The organism is Flagellimonas yonaguniensis, from assembly GCF_029193885.1.
Classification (GTDB): Bacteria; Bacteroidota; Bacteroidia; order Flavobacteriales; family Flavobacteriaceae; genus Flagellimonas; species Flagellimonas yonaguniensis.
The window spans coordinates 547,327-565,332 of record NZ_JARFVB010000001.1 but is presented as its reverse complement, the minus strand read 5'-3'; the positions used below and the strand labels follow the sequence as shown (position 1 = coordinate 565,332).

The 18,006-nt window shown below is 41.3% G+C and carries 22 protein-coding genes; 12 read left to right on the top strand and 10 right to left on the bottom strand.

Going from position 1 to position 18,006, the window contains the following annotated elements:
• The first annotated feature begins 91 nt into the window (after positions 1-91).
• Complete coding sequence (locus PY092_RS02580; protein WP_275614290.1) at positions 92-754, top strand: SMI1/KNR4 family protein; 663 nt, start codon at positions 92-94, stop codon at positions 752-754.
• A 5-nt stretch (positions 755-759) separates the two neighbouring features.
• Here the strand turns inward: PY092_RS02580 and PY092_RS02575 are convergent, their stop codons facing one another.
• Positions 760-1,242 (bottom strand): acyl-CoA thioesterase, encoded by a 483-nt coding sequence (locus PY092_RS02575; protein WP_275614289.1) that lies wholly within the window; start codon positions 1,240-1,242, stop codon positions 760-762.
• Between the two features lie 117 nt (positions 1,243-1,359).
• Between PY092_RS02575 and PY092_RS02570 the strand changes: the two genes are divergently transcribed.
• The 8 genes from PY092_RS02570 (at position 1,360) to PY092_RS02535 (ending at position 7,129) form a co-directional block, all read left to right on the top strand.
• The gene (locus tag PY092_RS02570) at positions 1,360-2,337 is read left to right on the top strand and encodes an NAD(P)H-dependent flavin oxidoreductase (RefSeq protein WP_275614288.1); all 978 of its coding nucleotides are present in this window, start codon (positions 1,360-1,362) and stop codon (positions 2,335-2,337) included.
• Positions 2,338-2,340: 3 nt separating this feature from the next.
• A complete protein-coding gene (locus PY092_RS02565) occupies positions 2,341-3,300 on the top strand; it encodes a YheT family hydrolase (protein ID WP_275614287.1) in 960 nt (319 codons plus the stop codon).
• Between the two features lie 115 nt (positions 3,301-3,415).
• Entirely contained in the window at positions 3,416-3,901 is a 486-nt protein-coding gene (locus PY092_RS02560; RefSeq protein ID WP_275614286.1) for a c-type cytochrome, read from the top strand.
• Positions 3,902-3,984: 83 nt separating this feature from the next.
• Positions 3,985-4,689, top strand: coding sequence for a membrane or secreted protein (locus tag PY092_RS02555; RefSeq protein ID WP_275614285.1), 705 nt, complete (start codon positions 3,985-3,987; stop codon positions 4,687-4,689).
• Positions 4,690-4,786: 97 nt separating this feature from the next.
• Positions 4,787-5,206 carry an META domain-containing protein gene (locus PY092_RS02550; RefSeq protein ID WP_275614284.1) on the top strand — a complete coding sequence of 140 codons (420 nt, stop codon included), beginning with the start codon at positions 4,787-4,789 and terminating at the stop codon, positions 5,204-5,206.
• Entirely contained in the window at positions 5,203-6,024 is an 822-nt protein-coding gene (locus PY092_RS02545) for an META domain-containing protein (RefSeq protein ID WP_275614283.1), read from the top strand. The genes PY092_RS02550 and PY092_RS02545 overlap by 4 nt, the downstream gene beginning before the upstream one ends.
• Before the next feature lie 2 nt (positions 6,025-6,026).
• Positions 6,027-6,494: a hypothetical protein gene (locus PY092_RS02540; protein ID WP_275614282.1), complete on the top strand. Its 468-nt coding sequence runs from the start codon at positions 6,027-6,029 to the stop codon at positions 6,492-6,494.
• Between the two features lie 29 nt (positions 6,495-6,523).
• Complete coding sequence (locus PY092_RS02535) at positions 6,524-7,129, top strand: DinB family protein (protein ID WP_275614281.1); 606 nt, start codon at positions 6,524-6,526, stop codon at positions 7,127-7,129.
• Positions 7,130-7,132: 3 nt separating this feature from the next.
• On the opposite strand, the gene PY092_RS02530 is transcribed toward PY092_RS02535, so the two are convergent.
• Together PY092_RS02530 and PY092_RS02525 are read right to left on the bottom strand one after the other, a co-directional pair.
• Positions 7,133-8,659, bottom strand: coding sequence for a SulP family inorganic anion transporter (locus tag PY092_RS02530; RefSeq protein WP_275614280.1), 1,527 nt, complete (start codon positions 8,657-8,659; stop codon positions 7,133-7,135).
• A gap of 82 nt (positions 8,660-8,741) precedes the next feature.
• Positions 8,742-9,707 (bottom strand): phytanoyl-CoA dioxygenase family protein, encoded by a 966-nt coding sequence (locus PY092_RS02525; RefSeq protein ID WP_275614279.1) that lies wholly within the window; start codon positions 9,705-9,707, stop codon positions 8,742-8,744.
• Positions 9,708-9,846: 139 nt separating this feature from the next.
• Here PY092_RS02525 and PY092_RS02520 point away from each other — a divergent pair, with 139 nt between their 5' ends.
• Positions 9,847-10,689, top strand: coding sequence for an AraC family transcriptional regulator (locus tag PY092_RS02520; protein ID WP_275614278.1), 843 nt, complete (start codon positions 9,847-9,849; stop codon positions 10,687-10,689).
• Positions 10,690-10,785: 96 nt separating this feature from the next.
• Here PY092_RS02520 and PY092_RS02515 read toward each other — a convergent pair whose 3' ends face one another.
• Positions 10,786-11,706: a nicotinic acid mononucleotide adenyltransferase gene (locus PY092_RS02515; protein WP_275614277.1), complete on the bottom strand. Its 921-nt coding sequence runs from the start codon at positions 11,704-11,706 to the stop codon at positions 10,786-10,788.
• A 124-nt stretch (positions 11,707-11,830) separates the two neighbouring features.
• On the opposite strand from PY092_RS02515, the gene PY092_RS02510 reads away from it, so the two are divergent.
• Positions 11,831-12,832: an NAD(P)H-dependent glycerol-3-phosphate dehydrogenase gene (locus PY092_RS02510; RefSeq protein WP_275614276.1), complete on the top strand. Its 1,002-nt coding sequence runs from the start codon at positions 11,831-11,833 to the stop codon at positions 12,830-12,832.
• Positions 12,833-12,841: 9 nt separating this feature from the next.
• Here PY092_RS02510 and PY092_RS02505 read toward each other — a convergent pair whose 3' ends face one another.
• The 6 genes from PY092_RS02505 to PY092_RS02480 form a co-directional block, all read right to left on the bottom strand.
• A complete protein-coding gene (locus PY092_RS02505; protein WP_275614275.1) occupies positions 12,842-13,501 on the bottom strand; it encodes a flagellar hook assembly protein FlgD in 660 nt (219 codons plus the stop codon).
• A gap of 15 nt (positions 13,502-13,516) precedes the next feature.
• The gene (locus tag PY092_RS02500) at positions 13,517-14,410 is read right to left on the bottom strand and encodes a hypothetical protein (RefSeq protein ID WP_275614274.1); all 894 of its coding nucleotides are present in this window, start codon (positions 14,408-14,410) and stop codon (positions 13,517-13,519) included.
• A complete protein-coding gene (locus PY092_RS02495; protein ID WP_275614273.1) occupies positions 14,407-14,769 on the bottom strand; it encodes a hypothetical protein in 363 nt (120 codons plus the stop codon). The genes PY092_RS02500 and PY092_RS02495 overlap by 4 nt, the downstream gene beginning before the upstream one ends.
• A 264-nt stretch (positions 14,770-15,033) precedes the next feature.
• A complete protein-coding gene (locus PY092_RS02490; protein ID WP_275614272.1) occupies positions 15,034-16,701 on the bottom strand; it encodes a glycerol-3-phosphate dehydrogenase/oxidase in 1,668 nt (555 codons plus the stop codon).
• Positions 16,702-16,705: 4 nt separating this feature from the next.
• Positions 16,706-17,014, bottom strand: coding sequence for an antibiotic biosynthesis monooxygenase family protein (locus PY092_RS02485; protein ID WP_275614271.1), 309 nt, complete (start codon positions 17,012-17,014; stop codon positions 16,706-16,708).
• Positions 17,015-17,371, bottom strand: coding sequence for a hypothetical protein (locus tag PY092_RS02480; protein ID WP_275614270.1), 357 nt, complete (start codon positions 17,369-17,371; stop codon positions 17,015-17,017).
• A gap of 60 nt (positions 17,372-17,431) precedes the next feature.
• Between PY092_RS02480 and PY092_RS02475 the strand changes: the two genes are divergently transcribed.
• On the top strand, positions 17,432-17,962 hold the full coding sequence (locus PY092_RS02475; RefSeq protein WP_275614269.1) for a CvpA family protein: 531 nt from the start codon (positions 17,432-17,434) through the stop codon (positions 17,960-17,962).
• Positions 17,963-18,006 lie beyond the last annotated feature (44 nt).

Sequence of the window (18,006 nt, the reverse complement as noted above, 5' to 3'; positions counted from 1 at the left end):
CCTGCTTCCGTCAAAAGGAAAGGGTCATCCATCAATTTACCCTGAATTTTAACTGTTTGATTGTGTAGCTTTCCTTTTCAAAAGGACAACTATGACAAATTATATACCACAAATCCACCGCATAAAAAAGAAACTTCAGCAGGCAAAAGAGTTTGACGAACTCTATAAAGTGTTTGGAGCAGGTAACCATCGATATGAGATCAATCCCCCATTGGCCATTTCGGATATTGATGCATTCGAAAAAAACTATGGAGTCCAATTACCCGATTGCTATAAATCCTTTTTGCTGCACATAGGCAATGGCGGAAGATCTTATTTATGCTCCGGAGCAGGACCTTTTTTTGGGATCTACCCTTTTGGGCAGCATCTGGATGACTTGATTCATCGCAATGTTGAAAATCATTTAAAAAAAAGGTGCGTACTACATCCCAATATCTCCGAAAAAGAATGGGACAAAAAATTAGAGCCCCTTTATGAGGACGACATCCCAGACGAAGATTATGAGGAATTGAACGGGAACCTCTATGGCGGCATATTGCCCATAGGTTCGCAAGGGTGTTCTTTTATCCATGCCTTGGTTTTGAACGGGCCCTATAAAGGCATGATCATTAATTTAGATAGAGGCGAACTATCACCACCAAAGTTTTCCGAGGACACGGATTTTTTGGATTGGTACGAGCGTTGGCTGGATGAAATCATCTCGGGAAAATTGATCACGATTTCCCCGAGCTGGTTCGGTTATCCACGAGGCTGAAGAATTTATGGAATCTCGATATCCTTCGGCACCTGAACATACCTACGGGTGTCCTCTTTGGTCAATACCTTGAAGTCTTCTGATTTTTCCATGGATTCAAAAACTTGAAGGAATTCATCGGGCAAACCTGTAAGTTTTCTTTTTTTCAAATCGATCCAAGCGCCCATCATCTCGCAACGGGCAAAGTTCTTTCCATTGTGGTCGTAAAAGTTGTGACGGAACTCAAAGAACATCCCATCCTTGCTCATCCCTACAAACTCCAACGATACTTTTACGGGCATGCCCGGGAAAGCTTCTTTGAAATAATATACGTGCTCGTAAAACACGACCGGGCCAATATTGTGCTTGGACATGCTCTTCTGGTTAAAGCCGATCAAACCCAAATACGCCATTCGGGTGTGGCTCATGAAATTTATATAGGCCGAGTTAGCCAAGTGCCGATTAGCGTCCGTATCGCTCCATCTGATCTCAAATTCTTTAAAAAACATAGTGGGTTATTTTGTTATGCATGCATAATAATTGTAAAAATACCATAGTTTTGAAAACTGATTCCAATAAGGATGAAGAATTGTTCCTATTTTTAAGCATAGTTTAACACGAGACCCATGAGCCAAAAAGCTGAATTCATCAAAAATCTATCGCTTCCTGTAATTACCGCCCCCATGTTCTTGATTTCGGGACCAAAATTAGTGGTGGAATGTTGCAAAAACGGAATAGTGGGCACCTTTCCCGCTCTAAACCAACGTACCAGTGAAGGTTTTGAGGAATGGCTCATTCAAATTAAATCGGAATTACAGGATTTTGAAGAGGAAACCGGTAAAAAAGCGGCACCATTTGGAGTCAATTTGGTAGTGCACCCCACCAATCCAAGGTTGGAGGCCGATGTAAAACTGTGCATCAAACATCAAGTTCCCTTGGTCATCACTTCACTTGGTGCTGTGAGCCAGGTTGTGGATGCCATTCATAGCTACGGTGGGTTGGTATTTCATGACATCATCAAGAAGCGCCATGCCGAAAAAGCAGCTGAAGCCGGTGTGGATGGACTTATTCTGGTGTCGGCTGGAGCAGGCGGACATGGAGGGACCATCAACCCGATGAGCTTGATAGCGGAAGTAAAAAAATTCTTTGACAAGACCCTTATTTTATCGGGATGCATCAGTACGGGAAGGGATGTCGCTTCTGCCATGCAAATGGGAGCTGACCTAGCCTATATGGGCACGCGTTTCATCAACACGGAAGAAAGCAAAGCCACCGAAGAATACCGTAAAATGATCATTGATGCAGGTGCTAGCGATGTGGTTTATACTGCAGCCATTTCGGGAGTACACGCCAACTTTTTAGCAGCGAGTCTGCAAGCAGCGGGCATTACGGAAGAGGATTTAAAAAAAGACACAAAAATAGATTTTGGCAAGGAACTCGATACCGAAGCCAAAGCATGGAAAACCATTTGGTCCGCTGGCCAAGGTGTGACCACCATTGATGATGTATTGCCCGTATCCGAACTCGTTGACCATTTAAAAGAAGGGTTCAAAACAGCGGTAGAAGAACAGGCAAATCTTTTAAAAACCTACCCAAAGGAATAGCAAATGCCCCAAGTTGTTTCCAACTATGCTCCTCCTTTTCTTTTCAGAAATGGTCACTTTGCCACGATTTATTCGGGTATTATCCGATCGGTCAATGGAGTAGTTCAGAAGCGGGAGCGCATTCATCTTTCCGATGGTGATTTTTTGGATTTGGACTGGAGCGATTCATTCACTCCGACCCAGAAACTGGTCGTATTGCTCCACGGACTTGAAGGAGATGCCCAACGCCCGTACATTACGGGAAGTGCCAAAATCCTGAATCAAAATGGTTACGACACTTGCGCAGTGAACTACCGTGGTTGCAGTGGAGAACCCAACAACATGTACCGCTCCTATCATTCAGGAGCCACTGAGGATTTGATTGAAGTTCTTGATCATATTTTAAACACTAGGAAGTACTCTGAGATTTATTTGAAAGGATTTAGTTTGGGAGGCAATCTACTACTGAAATATTTGGGCGAAGGCAACGATGTTCCAAAGGAACTGAAAGGCGCCGTTGCGGTATCCGTACCCTGTAACCTCCACGATTCCTGCAAACAACTGCTCAGTCCAAAAAACATATTGTATGCCATAAGGTTCAAAGGAAATCTATTGGGTAAACTCCGACAAAAACAACAATTGTTTCCTGAGAAAATCAACGATGCCAACATCAAGAAAATCAAAACGCTCAAGGATTTTGATGATATCTATACAAGTAAGGCACACCATTTTAAGGATGCATTGGACTATTATGAAAAATCCAGTTCACTGCAATTTTTACCCAACATTAAAGTGCCCAGTTTAATTATCAACGCAAAGGATGATTCCTTTTTGGGTTCTGAATGCTATCCCATAAAAGAAACGGACGAAAACCCACAATTGTATTTGGAAACCCCTAACCACGGTGGCCATGTAGGATTCTGGGGGAAGAACAACATCACCTACACCGAAAAAAAAGCTTTGAGCTTTTTCGATTCCTTATAAATTGGCCTTTTGCAGACCCTATGTGATGGACAAAACAAAAAACACTCGGATTATTAGTGCCTAATTACCTATCTTAGTACCTTGGATTACACAAACAAACTTCAATAGAATCAGAATGAAAAAAATTGTAATGGTCTTGGTCTTGGCCTTGGGTGCCATGATAGCAAGTTGCGGCGGTAAAAAGGAAGAAAAGAAAGATGGTTTTGAAGTGAGCCGCACCAAAACGGAAGACACCAAAACGGAAGCCAAAGAAGGTGTTCCCGTGGATATGGACAACAAAGGTGTTGGCCCTATATCGGATTTGGAATTCCCAGCAGAAATCAACGATGAAATGGTGGCACGTGGCAAAGCACAATTTGAATCCATTTGTGTTGCCTGTCACATGGTAGACCAACGTATGATAGGTCCCGCGTTAAAAGGAGTTTATGACAGGAGAAGCCCAGAATGGGTAATGAACATGATTTTGAACCCTGACGGCATGTTGAAAGAAGACCCCATTGCCAAAGCTTTGTTGAAAGAGTACAACAACGCCATTATGCTCAACCAAAATTTGAGCGAGGATGAAGCCAGAGATGTAGCTGAGTACTTGAGGACACTCTAACGAACCAACTCTATTATATGTAAGGGCTGCTGTTTTGCAACAAAACAGCAGCTTTTTTTTATCTTAATAGCAAACTTTAGCACATGAAAAATGTACTGATTACCTTTTGTTTGCTATTAACTCCATTTTTGCACGGTCAAGATCTTCAAGGCGCTTGGACCACCTTGGCGTCCAACGAGGAAGGAGTCCAACTGAAACATACCCTTACTTTTACCGGTGGCTTTTTTTCCGAAGCTATTTTTCAAAAAGCCAATGGAAAATTTGTGGCAACCAATGGGGGCAACTACATACTAAACGGAGGGGCTATCGAATTCTCTTACGAATTTTCAACAAAAAACCCTGAAATCGTTGGGGAAACCCAATCCAAGTCCTATACCGTAAAAAACGGCACGCTCGAATTGGGGCAAACGACATGGTCCCGAATTGACAACGGAACACCAGGCGACCTTTTTGGTGCTTGGTTGATATCGGGCAGAAAGCGTGATGGCAAAATCGTTAAACGCGATACCTCTGGGCCACGAAAGACCATGAAAATATTATCGGGAACTCGTTTTCAGTGGATTGCTTACAATACAGAAACCAAGGAATTTATGGGAACTGGCGGAGGCACCTACACCACAATTGATGGTAAATACACTGAAAACATCGGTTTCTTTTCCAGGGACGATTCCAGAGTGGGTGCAAGTTTGGAATTTAATTATGAATTGAAAGATGGCGATTGGCACCACTCCGGTTTAAGTAGCAAAGGAAGTCCCATTTATGAAGTCTGGAGCAAAAGAAGCCAATAAAGCAAACATTATTTAGCAATTTAACAATCCAATGGATTGAGGAGGTCATTCATTTTTTTAGTATTTTACTAGAATATTAACCATTAACTTCTATAAAATGAAAACCTCTATCATCCTGTTTTTTTCCGTCATCCTGCTGGTAGAATCCTGCGGGGGAGAAAAATCGAGTGCGGAAGCGCTTTCCGGTCCCACTTGGGAACTCGAATACATATCTGGGCCCCGTATTGCCTTTGAAGGCCTCTTTCCAGAAAAAAAACCGCAGATCACTTTTAATAAAGAATCGGGCAAAGTATCCGGAACCGATAGTTGCAATGGATATTCTGCTGATTACACTCTTGATAACAACTCTATTTCTTTTGGAGAACCTGGGCCCACAACCATGATGTTTTGTGGAGGCAGTGAGCGTCAATTCTTGGAAATGATGAAGAAAATAGATGGCTACTCCTTTGAAGATGGGAAACTCAATCTTTTGACAGGGGAAATACCCATGATGCGATTCAAAAAAGTAACCCCATGAAGAGTTCACTCATCCTAAGCTTTGCCATATTGCTGTTTTTCGGCTGCGTTGAAAAAAAGAAGGAAGAAGCATCTGAGGAGGCATCAGAAGAAATTACATCGGATACCATTCAAACTGAAGAAAAAAAACGAGAAATGGAACCCATTGCCATGAACATTGATGGCAGCTATTTTAAGGCCACGGGCACCGAACCGTTTTGGGGACTCAAAATTTATGATAACAGAGTGGTCCTTCAGACCATGGAAGACACCATCCAAACACCACCTACCAATCCCATAAAAGCCCAAGACTCCAATATTAGCATGTACCGTATCCAAACAGAAGCAACGCTTTTGGATATTATTATCGCGCATAAAGAATGCACCAATGCCATGTCAGGCGAGGTGTTTCCATATACAGTAACGGTTTCCTATAAAACAACTGGCGGAGATGAAACCACTGTTTATGAGGGCTGTGGATCATACATTACCGACTACCGCTTACACGATATTTGGGTGTTGGAAGAAATGAAAGGCTCTTCCGTTTCTAAGGAAGATTTTAACGGAAAGGATGTTCCCAATATGGAGGTCAATATCAACAACAATCGTTTTTCTGGTTTTTCTGGGTGCAACAGAATGACGGGAAGTCTTTTTTACGAACAAGATGTCCTTCGTTTTACACAAATTGCGTCTACCAGAATGGCCTGTCCCAGTATGGACAAAGAAACCGAGTTCCTGACTGCGCTTCAGGGCAGTGCCACATACAATGTTGAAAATAACAGGCTGTATCTCTCCAATGAATCGGAAGAGAATTTATTGGTGTTCAAAAAAATTGATTGATCATGAAAAAATCAACAATAACCTTGCTGCTAATATTTGCAGTAGTTAGCTGCAAAACCAAAGAAAAAGAGACGAGAACGACGGAGGAAACCACTGAAGATATTATTGTAGAAGTTCCAGTGCATAGTTTAGAAGTTGGATGCTATACTTATGATGCGAACGGAAGCAAAGTGGTTATGGAAATTACTCAAATCAACGATTCCGTGATGGGTCAACTCGATTATGCCCTCAAAGAGAAGGATGCCAATTCCGGGACATTTTCTGGCATTTTAAACGATAGTGTGCTCATAGGAAACTACACTTTTAAGTCTGAAGGCGTGGAAAGTTCCAGAGAAATTGCCTTTGTATTCAAAGATGATCAACTTGTTGAAGGTTATGGAGAACTGGATGAAACCGGCACGGCATTTAAGGATAAGGAAACCATCAATTTTACCTCATCCATGCCTTTGACCAAATCTGAATGCGATTAAAACTATCTTTGTATTCCAATTCAGTTTTTATGAAATATCGTTTTCCTTTTCAGTTTGCTTCCATTCTCCTTATTTTGATGCTTCAAGTAAACCTACAAGCCCAAGAAATGGAACTTCCGTATAAAGAAATACCCGATTACCCTTCAAACTATGCTTCGGGCAATGTGGTCTCGAGAATGATTGACGGATTGGGGTTCCGTTATTATTGGGCCACCGAAGGACTTACCGAAAAGGATTTGGCCTACCGACCTTCAGAGGAAGGACGTGCGGCAATGCAAACCCTTACCCACATTTATAGCTTATCGCAATCCATTTTAATGACCAACAAAGGAGAAACCATCATCCGACCAGGTGGGCCTCCTGATTATTCCTTTGAGGAATTACGAAAACTGACCTTGAACAATTTAAAACAGGCAAGCGATTTGGTACTTGGTAAAGATATGGATACCCTTCAGGAGCTCATCATCGTATTTCAACAAGGAGATAAGACATCCGAGTTTCCCTATTGGAACATGATCAATGGTATGATTTCGGACTGCATCCATCACACAGGTCAAATTGTTTTGATGCGCCGTGCCAGCGGCAACCCGCAGAATCCCAATGTGAATGTATTTTTAGGAAAGACCCGTAAATAATCTCTAGTTATCCACCACAACCTTATAGGTTGGATCTTCCAATACGTTCACTTCGATAATATCGTCGGCATTGGCCAGCAATCGTCGACAGTCACGGCTCAAATGCTTCAAGTGTACTTTTTTGCCCACTTTTCGGTAGCGCTCCGTGATTTTGTTCACGGCCTCAATGGCGGACATATCAACCAACCTACTTTCCGCAAAATCAATGACCACTTCTTCGGGGTCGTTCAATACATCAAACTTTTCAGCAAATAATGTGGTGCTCCCAAAGAATAATGGACCATAAATTTCATAATGCTTTACCCCTTCGTCATCAATGCTCTTTCTAGCCCGGATGCGTTTTGCATTGTCCCAAGCAAATACCAAGGCGGAAATAATAACGCCCACCAACACAGCCAAGGCCAGATTGTGAAGGAATACGGTTACCAAGGTCACCAATACCATCACCAATACATCGGATTTTGGCATACGACGGAAGGTTTTTAAGCTTGCCCATTCAAAGGTTCCCAAAGCCACCATGATCATCAGTCCTGTAAGTGCCGCCATGGGCACTTTTTCAATCAGGCTGGAACCAAACATGATGAACACCAATAACATCAAAGCGGCAAAAATCCCAGAAAGTCTCGCCCTTGCCCCATTGGAAGTGTTGATCAAACTTTGCCCGATCATGGCACAACCACCCATCCCTGAGAAAAATCCAGATAGGATGTTCGCCGTTCCCTGCGCAACAGCTTCTTTGTTGCCACGACCCCTTGTTTCTGTAATCTCGTCCACAATGTTCAGGGTCAACAAACTTTCAATCAGACCAACACCCGCCATAATTGCGGCAAATGGGAATATAATCTGCAAGGTTTCCCATGTAAAAGGAAGGTCGGGAATATGAAAAGGAGGAAATGTTCCTTGAATGGAAGCGATATCCCCAATGGTCCGTGTGTCCAATCCAAAGAAAAACACAATGCCGAATACCAAAAGAATGGCTGCCAAGGATGCGGGAATTACCTTGGTCAATTTGGGAAGTCCCCAAATAACCACCATGGTCAACAACACCAATCCCAAGAAAATGTAAAGTGTACTTCCACTCAACCATTCACCGTCTACTGTCTTAAACTGGCTCATCTGCGACATGAATATGATTACGGCCAACCCGTTCACAAATCCGAAAATAACGGGGTGGGGTACCAAACGCATCAATTTTCCGAGTCGTAATACACCTGCCAACATTTGTAAAATCCCTGCAAGAATCACGGTGGCAAAAACATATTCCACTCCATATTGCTGTGCCAATGTAACAATGACAACCGCCACGGCTCCAGTAGCTCCAGAAATCATTCCTGGCCTACCTCCCAAAATTGAAGTGACCAGCCCCATTACAAATGCCGCATACAAACCGGTCAATGGAGAAAGGCCTGCGATAAAGGCAAATGCTATGGCTTCAGGCACCAAGGCAAGCGCAACGGTTAAGCCCGATAAAATTTCTGTGCGATAGTTTACTTTTTGTGAAAAATCAAAAAGGTTGAGATACTTTTTCATGGCTTCTTTCTTGAAGCGCGCAAAAGTAGCATTATTAAATGCAAGACCCTAATCGCACGAAAATTTTTAAGGATTTGATAATCTACCAGTTAGTCAGTCCCAATAACTTTTCTCCAAGCGGACTTAATTTGGCGGTATCGTATTTGGTCTGTTCCCAATTTCTCGGGTCTCCGGGAAAAGCATAGCCTTCTGGAGCTACCCTATTTTTCCAAGAATTGATGCGCCATTCTCGCATTTCTTCATTCTCCTCCTCGGCGGGCATCATGGAAATGTATTGTGCAATCCGAACCTTGTCCCCTGATTTGTTTGGACGAATACCATGGGGCTGGGTGCTGTTAAAAATCAGAAGGTCTCCTGCTTCCAGTTTTACCTTTACGATTTTGTCTTCCAATCCCGTTACATCGGGCTGAAAATGATCACGATCTTCGGGCTGGGTCAGCTTCCAAGTATCATAATTTCGGTACAACCAAGGTACGCATTGAAATCCGCCCATGTTCTCATCGGTTTGATCGGCAAGGGCCAGCACACCCTGAACATTTTGAGGTCTGGTCTCTGGATCGTAGTCCCAATGGATGAATCCTTTTTTGTTCTCTCCCGGGCGTTGTGGCATGTTCAAGTTGGCGCGATCTATGGTCACCCATAACTTTTCCGTTCCCCAAATGTCCACAAAGGCTTCGTATACTTTTTCTGTTTGTCTGTTGTTCCATAAATGTTGATTGTTATATACTTCTACCATTCCAGTTCCCGTGAGCTCTTTCATTTTCATTTCTGCACGGGGAGGAGCATACCAGGTTTCTGGGTCATTTGGGTCTTTTTCATCAAATTCCCATAAAAAATCGGCAGTTGCCTTGGCCTGTTCCTTTGGAACGGCATTTTTGATTACGATATATCCATTTTCTATCCAAAACGCCCAGTCCTCTCCGGAGAGCACGCGTAACGGTTTCCCATTGGATCTATCATTGAGTTTTGTTTTACTACTTGTGGCCGTAGAGGGGTTTCCGGGAATTGCTTCGTGGGCCTTATTGGCCATTTCCATTTTTTGCTGCATTGTATTTCTGTTTTTTTAGTTGCAAAATTCTATACCCCAAATCTATGGGAGCTGTTCTGTGGTTTCCACCCTAACATTGACCAATATTTGAACTATTTTGACTTTTAATGATTATTTTTATAAATAATTGAGCAATACAATGAAAATTCAACTTGAAAACATACAACCCAACGATAAAAGTTCCTTCCATTTATTGCACAATCCCAAGTTGAACGACCTCTTTTTTTGGCATTTTCATCCAGAGTTTGAGTTGGTCTATATCGAGGGTGCGAACGGAAAGCGACATGTGGGGAGGCATATCTCCAATTTTAAGGGAAGCGACCTCGTTTTGATCGGTTCCAATATTCCCCATTTGAATTTTGATTACGGCATCAAAACAGAATACCACAAAGAAGTTTTGCACATAAGCGAATCGTTCAAGGAGAAGGTTTTTACAGAAATCGAGGAATTGGAAGATGTGTATGAGCTATTGGATAACTCGCAGCATGGAATTGCATTTTATGGGCAAACCAAGGATACTGTGGGGGCCGCTATGAAACAATTACAAGGGATGACCCGATTTGAGCAATTCCTTAAAATTTTACAGTTGCTCAAACTTTTAGCAAAGAGTGATGAGTTTGAACTCTTGCACACTAATCCAATTATTAATGATAGGGCCAATAAGCAGCAGGAACGTTTACAAAAAGTATACTCCTATATTGATGAGCACTATTCCAGAAAAATAGCCTTGGAAGATATCGCGGCATCCATCAATTTGGGGAAAGAGGCTTTTTGTAGGTATTTCAAAAAGAGCACTGGTAGCACTTTTACCAATTTCTTGAACCAATACCGCATTACGCAGGCCAAACGCTTATTGTTGACCGGTAGAAACATTGGCGAAACCTGTTACGAATGTGGCTTTGAGAGCTTATCCTATTTTAATAGAACGTTCAAAAAGATAAGTGGGGAAAATCCATCGGATTATAAAAATAGAAACCGTTAAAAAAAGAACCGCCCCGAGCGTGACTGCCCAGGGCGGTTCTTAACTAAATAACCAACCAAAAAAACTGTCTGTATAGTCGAACAAAATTGTTCTTCCTTACATATCTCGTTGACGGGTAACGTTCATTACAGGGTTGTTGGTCTTTGAACGTTTTTTACCTGTTCCGTCGCTTGATTTCAAATATTGAATATATCCTCTTCCTGTAAATTCATACACCGTTCCGCTGGATACATGGTACAACTCTATGTTGCTATCATTGATAACGTACAGCTCAAAATAATCATTGCCCAAATAGTCATAATCGAGTGTTAAAGTTTTCAGGGAAGCATCATTCGCTACATCATATACTTCATAATCGCCTTCGTAATCCCACTGCAAGTTGGACAGCGGTATACCCTGCGCATCCACAGAAGACCTGAAATAACCACCTCCATCACCAGAAAATTGCAGATAATTTTCTTCATCAAATTCGTTAAGGGCACCCATCTCGCTGGTATAGGTTTTCTCCCAAACCTGATATTCCTGCAAAAAATAGTGGATGTTATCGTAGAACACGAAGTCGTAATCAAAGTTGTTTCTTTGATAGCCTTCCAAGATATAGGAAGTATTGGAACGGGAATCGTAGATTTCCAACGTATTATAATCCAAAGCTACCACTTCCAATAACCAAAGACCGTCCACATCGTGATCTATTTCCACTTGACCACTGTAGGTCGCGTAGGCACCCACATCAATACCCAATCCGTTACCTGTTTTGCCCAGGCCGGAAAGGTTGTTGTTGGCGTATACGATTCCCCTATCAAAAGAAATGGTAAACGCTCGCTGTAAAAAGGGAACTTCGCCGTTTCCTCGCGTTTCGTTGATATCCACGTACCAAAGGTCGTGCGATTCCAAGACCAAGGCGATATTGATCGGTGGCTCCGTAATCAAATCATCTTCCACAATAACCTCAGTGTAACAAGAACTGGCCAAAAGACCAATGAACAAAATTCCAAAGAGTAGTTTTCTATTTTTCATAATCGAGGCTTTAAAGTTCTCTTTACGTAGACCAAGCACTATGCCATGTTTTTTAACTCTTTGATAATCAATTAATAATAAGCTGATAAATTTATTCTTTAGCTTTACACACTAATTTGGATGCATGGAAGACAAACTTACGTTTGGAGTATTTGGAGGTGGAAGTTGGGGAACCGCCATTGTGAAGATGTTGACCGAAAATTTAGACCAGGTCAATTGGTATATGCGAAGCGATTCCGCAATTCGTCACATTAAAAAAGAATGGCACAATCCCAACTATTTGAGTTCTGTGGAGTTTGATGCGAATCAACTTGTAATGAGCCATGACATTAACGAAGTGGTCGAAGCGTCCGATGTGCTTATTTTTGCCATCCCTTCTGCTTTTTTGGATAGGGAATTACAGAATTTGACTGCTTCTTTGACCGATAAAATCATTTTTTCTGCCATAAAGGGTATTGTTCCCGAAAGCGGAAGGATTGTTGGGGAACATTTTAATGAGAAATATGAGATTCCTTTTGAGAATATTGGTGTTATTACAGGACCGTGCCATGCCGAAGAGGTGGCCTTGGAGCGATTATCTTACCTTACCATTGCCTGTGCCGATGCGGACAAGGCCAAAATGGTGGCCAAACATTTAAAGAGTGACTACATCCGCACCAAAATTTCCGACGATATTATCGGTACGGAATATGCAGCTATGCTGAAAAACATTTATGCCATTGCCGCAGGCATTGCACACGGACTTGGCTACGGAGACAATTTCCAAAGTGTGCTGATGAGCAACGCCATCCGTGAGATGAAACGTTTTATTGATCGCGTGTATAAAATGAAGCGCAACATAAACGCTTCTGCTTATTTGGGCGACTTGTTGGTAACGGGCTATTCCGTTTTCAGTAGAAACCGCATGTTCGGGAACATGATTGGTAAGGGCTACACGGTTAAAAGCGCGATGATGGAAATGAACATGGTCGCCGAAGGATACTACGCGACCCAAAGTGCACACGACCTTATGGAGAAACTGCAAAAGAAGTCCAAAACGCCCATCATAAATGCAGTATATCAAGTCCTTTACAAAAACAAGAATCCCAAAAAGGTGTTTGAAAAGCTAACGGAGAAGTTGGATTAATTTGTGATTTTAGAACTTGACAATATCAAAGCCATAACATATAAATGGTATAATAAACGCTGTCTTTTCTTCAAAATATTTTGTGTTTCGAGATATGTAAATCCCCATCATTATTTTAGACCTGCCTTTTCCGTAACCAATAGAAATTTTATTAGCGTTTAAATTATAGTTATCTGAAGAGGTAGTTGAATCGACGACCTCCCCTTCTGCATTGAAGATAGATTTGGTACGCACATATTCACTATTTCGATTGAGCAAGCTAAGACCTGCATTGACCAACAAATCTCCTTTATTAAAAATTTGAAAGTGATAGTTCAAATTAAAATGATAACCAAACATTAGTCCCCTTCCTGTTTCGTAGTTCATCCCACTTCCAGGATCAGTTTCATCAACCTTAATTGTTATCGAATCATAGCGAATGGAAGTTTTAAACCCTACGCTAAAATTTTGTAGTAAATAATAGTCGAGGCCAACATTAATTGCCGGACCTGAATTTTGCAAATCGGTATTAATAAAATTTGAAGCGATTGCTTGGTCACCTGATTTGTGAATGGGTGTGATTCTGAATTCAGCACCCAAATTGAGAAAGAAGTTTCTCTCTCTCAAATTGTTTTGCGCTGTGAGATATAGTGGGAGCAGTAAAAGAAATAAGAGAGCGCGTGTTTTCATTTGAAATTAATTTACCTAATACGAAGGACTGAAATGGTATTCGACAACAGAATTCTCAATGACATTCCCAAATCCATTCAAAACAAAGAAGTTGTCATACTCAAATACATCACATCCTCGAACTTGTGTCGAAATGTATTTTTGGTTATATGATCTGTAACTAATCTTTGCACTACTCCCATCTGGGCGATTAAAATAAACAGATTTCAATGGTGCAGGAAACCCATCGTATTCATAAATAATGTATGAAATAAATAGGCCGCATGATTCACTCCTATTTACTATATGTTTGTTAATGGTTTTAAAAGTTCCGTTGTTAACGTCGCTATTGGAGAATTTACCTAGCTTATACTCAGGATTATTTCGGATTTGGGCTCCATCTATAGTTACCCTGTCTCCCCAAAAATATCCCAAAGGTTCAAAAAAATTAGGATTACCTGACATTGCATAACCATAGATATAAACATCAGCTTTTTCTATCCAAGACTCTTTTTTGTCCTTAATCTTAATTTTTTGAATTTGGAGATCCTCGGGAACGTTTCCACTTCCACCCCCACCAAGCGAAGTCCCTTCTCCATCTTCAAAACCTTGTATCGGATCTGGTATAATATACTCCTGATCTTCTGGAGATATCCCCAGTACAAAAACATTATTTCCTATTGCTTCTGGAATTGGGTTAGGTCCAAAAATGTCTTCTTCTGACAAATCCTGATACTTGAGTTTCAATTGACCAGTAGTATTCAATTTATATCCTTGAACAATTTCTTTTTTGGTATCTGGGTCGTAGCTATTAATCAGAATCAATGGTTCATTTCCCCTTCCTTCTTTAATTTTATGTACGTATGGATACCAAGATTCACCCTCCAATTCAACAAATGCTTGTAATGAAAGCTGTACACTATCATTCAACACTCTCTTTCCCCTTTACCCTCCAATGTTTCTCTCAGTAAATCCTTAAAATATAAAGTACCCAAAACCCCCATTTTATTTGATTTCTCAACTGACAGTTCATCAAAATTTGGGTAAATCAGAAGTGTCTCTTCCATCAAGTTTGTAAGATGATAATTCTTGTAGGCTAATTTTTCCTTTAATTCAGCCTTTTCAATACCTGTCTTGTCAAAAAGTAAAGAAATGGATTGGTTTTGTTCTAAAAGTAAACTTTGTTCTTCTTCTTTTTCACATGAAACTAATAATATACCCAAAACAAATGCTCCGATTCTAAAAAAGATTGTAAAAGCAATAGTAGGTTTAATTTGATAAAATCGCATAACGTAGGCTTTTGTTAACGGAATTAAGATTGATGTGAAGCTATGTAAAACTTATCTTTCAAAATCCTCAAAATCCATGGATGCTTCTTTTGGATTGACGGATAGTGGTCTTGAATTGACGGATTGATAATTTTGGGTTGTTTTTGAAAGAAAAAACGTATCGAGAACTGGAAATCGACAAAACCCAATTCTCGATACAAAATCCGACGGATTTCACTCGAATTGACGGGTTTTGGTAAAGAAAAAATATATAACAGGTTGTTTTTAACCTCTTTCCAACGAAAAATCGGAATGTTCTTTTAATTGGACATCCAATTCCGTGGAAAAAGCCTCCATTTCTTCTGTGGAGTAGTTGTAAGCCTTCTGGAATTCCTCAAAAACAACAGCTTTGTATTTTCGAACGCTGTCGATATCAAAATAAAGCCGGCCTGTTCTTCTAATAAAAAAGTCCAGTGGGTTCAATGCCATTTCGTAAGCTATGGCAAATTGAGCTTCAGCCTTGATCATTCGCTCTTTGGGTTTGTCTCCCTTTATCTTGGCATATAGTTCCAAAATGGATTCGGTCTGCTTACCATACGTAGTTGCCAAATACCAGGCATCATATTTGGAAAACCCATCCGATTGGAGTTGCTCTTGCAATTTGGAAATATATTTTTTGACGTGTTTGAACTTTTTAAAGTCATTTCCACAAAGTGGAATTTTGTCCGTAGTGCAATGCCCCAATTTTGCATTGTGGTCTTCCTCCATTTTTTTGGCAATACGGTTTACGGTACGCTCGGCCATCTTTCTGTATCCCGTCAACTTTCCGCCCGCAATACTGACCAATCCCGTATCAGAAGTAAAGATTTCATCCTTCCGTGATAGTTCTGAAGCTGATTTCCCCTCTTCATGAATCAACGGGCGTAGTCCAGCCCAAGAGGAAATAATATCATCCAGCTCCAATTCAATGTCAGGGAACATATTGTTGACTGCCGAAATCAGATAAATGGCATCAGCAAGTTCGGTGGTCACATGGTCCTTATCTGAATTGTAATTGGTGTCTGTAGTGCCAATGTAGGTTACCTTCCCTCGTGGTATGGCGAACATCATCCGACCGTCGGGGATATCAAAATACACAGATTGCTTCACAGGGAGTTTTTCCTTTGGAAACACCAAATGAACTCCCTTGGTCAAATGCAATCGCTTGCCTTTTTTGGACTGGTTCACACTTCTAAGTTCGTCCACCCAAGGTCCAGCAGCATTGATCACATATTTTGATGCAGCACTGTATTCATCTCCAGACACCTCGTCCGTGAACTTGACTCCTACTATTTTTTCATCCTTGTAAATAAAATCGGTAACCCTGGTATAATTGAAAATCTCAGTGCCAAATTGAAGACTGGTCTTCAGGTTTTCCAAGGTCAATCGGGCGTCATCGGTTCTATACTCAGCGTAGTAGCCAGCTCCGTTCAATATCTTTTTTGGCAAAAGGGGCTCCAGTTTCATCGCCTCTTTTTTCTCCAGCATCTGTCGTTTATCATCCCCGGAAACCTGTGCCAAAATATCGTACACCTTCAAACCGATGGACGTCAACCATTTCCCATAGGAACCGCCCTCGATGAGCGGAAGCAACATTTTTTCTGGAATTACCAGATGTGGCGCTAATTTATGTACGATGGCCCTTTCAGAACCTACTTCTTTCACCAACCAAAAATCGAACTGCTTCAAGTAGCGTAGACCGCCATGAATCAATTTAGTGGATTTGCTACTGGTGCCCGAAGCAAAATCACCTTTTTCCAACAATAACACCTTCATCCCGCGAGAAGATGCATCCAAAGCAATACCAGCTCCCGTGATTCCCCCGCCAATTACCACTAAGTCATAAGCAGTCTTGGTGGCTTTTTGCAGTTTGTTCTTTCTATCTACGTTGGAAAAAGCAATGTTCTCGCCCATGTTTCTATTTATTGAATTCGTATTCGCGTTCCACCTTGCAAATCCTGACCTTGTACCAGGAGTACCAAGTTTTTATTCCATTTTTCTGTGCCTGTTTATGGTCCATATTGGCTTTCCAGTCGGCAATGGCTTCCAAACTTTCCCAATAGCTTACCGTTATACCCACGCCATCCCTGGCACTTTCAATATCCAAAAAACCGGATTGCTTTTGGGCCAAAGTCTCCATTTCTTCCGCCATTTTAGCATAACCCTGGTCGCCCTCGGTTCTGAGGCTGGTAAAAATTACGGCATAGTACGGTTTTTTAAGTCCCATTTAGATAATGTACTCTTTTTCCAAGAAATAATTGACCAAGGCTTCCTTCATTAAAATGGATTGCTCTCCTGCCTTAAGAGGTGGTAGTTGTTCTTTCACGGTATAATGTGGCCACCCATCGTCATCAAAAAAATCAAAGTCATAGTATCCATAAGGCTCCAATAGCCTACAGATGGCAATATGCATCAAATTGACCTTTTCGTCCTTTTTAAATTTTCGATGAAAATTGCCCAATTCCTGAACCCCGACCAAATAGACAATTCCGTCTAATTCCAGCGGGTCACCATCAGAAAATTGTGCGGAGAGTTTCTCCACCAAAAATTCCCATCGTTCCTTTAATTGTTCGTCTCTTGACATGTGATTTGATATGAGTACCAAAGGTACAAATCAATATTCTATATTTGTTAAAACCCTTGTATGAGCTTTTTGGATATTATCATCGGTATTCTTTTGGTCTGGGGCCTTTACAAAGGCTTGAAAAACGGCCTTTTTGTTGAGTTGGCTTCCTTGATCGCCCTAATCGCTGGAATATACGGTGCCATCCATTTTTCGTATATCACGGGCGATTATCTTGCCGAGCGGTTTGATTGGAGCGACCAATATCTAAAAATCGCCGCATTTCTGATTACTTTCTTTGCCATTATCATTGTAGTAAACTTGGCCGGAAAATTCCTGACCAAGATTGCCGACTTTGCCATGCTCGGACTATTGAACAAAATCGCTGGTGGCATTTTTGGAGCACTAAAGGTTGCCGTAATCTTGGGCGCATTCCTCATTTTCTTTGAAAAACTTGCCTCTCCTTTAGGACTCATCAACGAGGAAACCAAAGAACAATCCGTTTTCTACGAGCCCATTAAGGAAATAGGGGATTTAGTGTTCTCCTATGTGTTTGATGATGAAGAAACCGTTCCCTCTGAAGAAATTGAAGCCAGAGAGGATATTATTTAAACGGTACGTTTTTTTCGATAAACGGAATTGGATTCTTCTTAATA

Bases quoted from the DNA above. Each gene is read 5' to 3' on its own strand.
- PY092_RS02580 (WP_275614290.1), top strand. From the start codon at position 92: ATGACAAATTATATACCACAAATCCACCGCATAAAAAAGAAACTTCAG.
- PY092_RS02575 (WP_275614289.1), bottom strand. From the start codon at position 1,242: ATGTTTTTTAAAGAATTTGAGATCAGATGGAGCGATACGGACGCTAAT.
- PY092_RS02570 (WP_275614288.1), top strand. From the start codon at position 1,360: ATGAGCCAAAAAGCTGAATTCATCAAAAATCTATCGCTTCCTGTAATT.
- PY092_RS02565 (WP_275614287.1), top strand. From the start codon at position 2,341: ATGCCCCAAGTTGTTTCCAACTATGCTCCTCCTTTTCTTTTCAGAAAT.
- PY092_RS02560 (WP_275614286.1), top strand. From the start codon at position 3,416: ATGAAAAAAATTGTAATGGTCTTGGTCTTGGCCTTGGGTGCCATGATA.
- PY092_RS02555 (WP_275614285.1), top strand. From the start codon at position 3,985: ATGAAAAATGTACTGATTACCTTTTGTTTGCTATTAACTCCATTTTTG.
- PY092_RS02550 (WP_275614284.1), top strand. From the start codon at position 4,787: ATGAAAACCTCTATCATCCTGTTTTTTTCCGTCATCCTGCTGGTAGAA.
- PY092_RS02545 (WP_275614283.1), top strand. From the start codon at position 5,203: ATGAAGAGTTCACTCATCCTAAGCTTTGCCATATTGCTGTTTTTCGGC.
- PY092_RS02540 (WP_275614282.1), top strand. From the start codon at position 6,027: ATGAAAAAATCAACAATAACCTTGCTGCTAATATTTGCAGTAGTTAGC.
- PY092_RS02535 (WP_275614281.1), top strand. From the start codon at position 6,524: ATGAAATATCGTTTTCCTTTTCAGTTTGCTTCCATTCTCCTTATTTTG.
- PY092_RS02530 (WP_275614280.1), bottom strand. From the start codon at position 8,659: ATGAAAAAGTATCTCAACCTTTTTGATTTTTCACAAAAAGTAAACTAT.
- PY092_RS02525 (WP_275614279.1), bottom strand. From the start codon at position 9,707: ATGCAGCAAAAAATGGAAATGGCCAATAAGGCCCACGAAGCAATTCCC.
- PY092_RS02520 (WP_275614278.1), top strand. From the start codon at position 9,847: ATGAAAATTCAACTTGAAAACATACAACCCAACGATAAAAGTTCCTTC.
- PY092_RS02515 (WP_275614277.1), bottom strand. From the start codon at position 11,706: ATGAAAAATAGAAAACTACTCTTTGGAATTTTGTTCATTGGTCTTTTG.
- PY092_RS02510 (WP_275614276.1), top strand. From the start codon at position 11,831: ATGGAAGACAAACTTACGTTTGGAGTATTTGGAGGTGGAAGTTGGGGA.
- PY092_RS02505 (WP_275614275.1), bottom strand. From the start codon at position 13,501: ATGAAAACACGCGCTCTCTTATTTCTTTTACTGCTCCCACTATATCTC.
- PY092_RS02495 (WP_275614273.1), bottom strand. From the start codon at position 14,769: ATGCGATTTTATCAAATTAAACCTACTATTGCTTTTACAATCTTTTTT.
- PY092_RS02490 (WP_275614272.1), bottom strand. From the start codon at position 16,701: ATGGGCGAGAACATTGCTTTTTCCAACGTAGATAGAAAGAACAAACTG.
- PY092_RS02485 (WP_275614271.1), bottom strand. From the start codon at position 17,014: ATGGGACTTAAAAAACCGTACTATGCCGTAATTTTTACCAGCCTCAGA.
- PY092_RS02480 (WP_275614270.1), bottom strand. From the start codon at position 17,371: ATGTCAAGAGACGAACAATTAAAGGAACGATGGGAATTTTTGGTGGAG.
- PY092_RS02475 (WP_275614269.1), top strand. From the start codon at position 17,432: ATGAGCTTTTTGGATATTATCATCGGTATTCTTTTGGTCTGGGGCCTT.